We start from the raw sequence: 1,621 nt of genomic DNA, 5'->3' as shown, positions 1-1,621 counted from the left end.
TTTCAAGGAATTTTCTCTTCCATTGATTTAGCGTTTGTACCGTTATCCCGTATCGGCTGGCTATACTAGCAGCTGGCTCCTCTTCTTTGAGTAGTTCTAAAACCACTTTTGTCTTGAACTCTGCGCTGTAGCTTTTGCGTTTCTTGCTCATGATATTTTCCCTCTTTCTTTATCTCTTCATATTCTATCCAAGTTGAAAGATTGTTTGGAAATTTGTTGTCCAGTTTTTTAGGGGCATTATACGATTATGAATCTTTATTTGGCGAAGATGACGAGTTCTATGAAGAGAAAAAGATGTATAAAATAAAAGATGCTTTTGGAGAAAAGTATAGCTATATCAAAATCTATGAAAAGTTAGGCAATGACACTCCAAGTGATTGAGTATGAAGAGATAGATGAGAAAAAGATCGAAAAAATTGTAAAAAATCATCAAAAAGCTAAAAAAATATTCAAAAAACTCGAACAATTTGCCCAAGATAATGAAAATAGATTTTTGATCTACTCTCGAAGTGGTAGGCTGAAATCTCAAAACTATGTAGGCATCATCGAGACCAAAAGCGGCTTTGTAGTCGAGATTTTGCCAAAAACGGCAAAGAGCGATAATAAAGAAGCTTCAAAATCAATTTTGCTAAAAATGCTACGTTTCTATGATAAAAAGTTTCACCATTTTCAGCTCGCGAGCCTCAAAACCAAAAAACTTCCTCTCTATGAGATTTTTATCTCGATGTTTTTGGATGAGATGGATATGATTCGTAAAAGAGGTATCAAACATGACTACATAATCAAAGAGCAAAATCAAAAATTTCTCAAAGGAAAACTGAAACTCAATGATCATATCCGACAAAACTTTGCTCATCAAGAGCGATTTTTCGTAGCTTTTGACGAGTATCTGCCAAATAGAGTAGAAAACAAAATCCTAAAAACCACTCTTTTAAAACTTGCAAAAATAACAAAATCGATATCTAATCAACAAAGAATAAGAGAGTTTTTGTTTGTTTTGGATGAAGTGGAGCCAATTACCCACAATATTGCTCATGCGTTTTCTCGTATCAAAATAGATAGAACAATGGAGTACTATGCCAATGCTCTTGCTTGGGCGAAACTCTTTTTAATGGAAAAATCTTTTACATCTTACAAAGGGGATAGTATAGCTTTTGCGCTATTGTTTGATATGAATAAGGTATTTGAGCGGTATGTGGGGAGACTACTTAAAAAGCAGTGCAAAAATGTAAAATTGCAACACAGTAGATATTGCTTATTTGATGAAGATTGTAGCAGATTTCGTCTCAAACCCGATATAGTCATCAATGATGGAGAGATCATAGCCGATACTAAATGGAAAATTATTCAAAGCGAACAAGACATTTCTCAAATTGATCTTTATCAGATATTTGCATATGCAGCAAAATATAAAAATTGTAAAAAAGTCCTCCTGATCTATCCCAAAATAAATGATGATCTAAGAATTGTAAATCACTTTAGTATTCGAAAGCAGAAAAATATTTTATTTGAGATTTGTTTCGTCGATCTACAGAAGCCACAAATATGCAACGAGCATATTTGCGCTCCTATTCGAAAATAAACTTGTCGGCAAATGCTGGCTCGAGCTCGTCTATCCACT

The 1,621-nt window shown here is 33.9% G+C and carries 2 protein-coding genes; one reads left to right on the top strand and one right to left on the bottom strand.

The genetic code is table 11. From position 1 onward, the window contains the following. Nucleotides 1-151: transposase (locus MV985_RS08385; RefSeq protein WP_297465237.1), on the bottom strand; the 151-nt coding region annotated here is incomplete at its 3' end. A gap of 222 nt (nt 152-373) precedes the next feature. Between MV985_RS08385 and MV985_RS08380 the strand changes: the two genes are divergently transcribed. Further along, complete coding sequence (locus tag MV985_RS08380; protein ID WP_297465235.1) at nt 374-1,582, top strand: McrC family protein; 1,209 nt, start codon at nt 374-376, stop codon at nt 1,580-1,582. Nucleotides 1,583-1,621 lie beyond the last annotated feature (39 nt).

This window comes from Thermococcus sp., from assembly GCF_027012695.1.
Taxonomy (GTDB): domain Archaea; phylum Methanobacteriota_B; class Thermococci; order Thermococcales; family Thermococcaceae; genus Thermococcus.
Note: the sequence above shows the minus strand (reverse complement) of the source record. Positions and strands in the feature narration are given on the sequence as shown.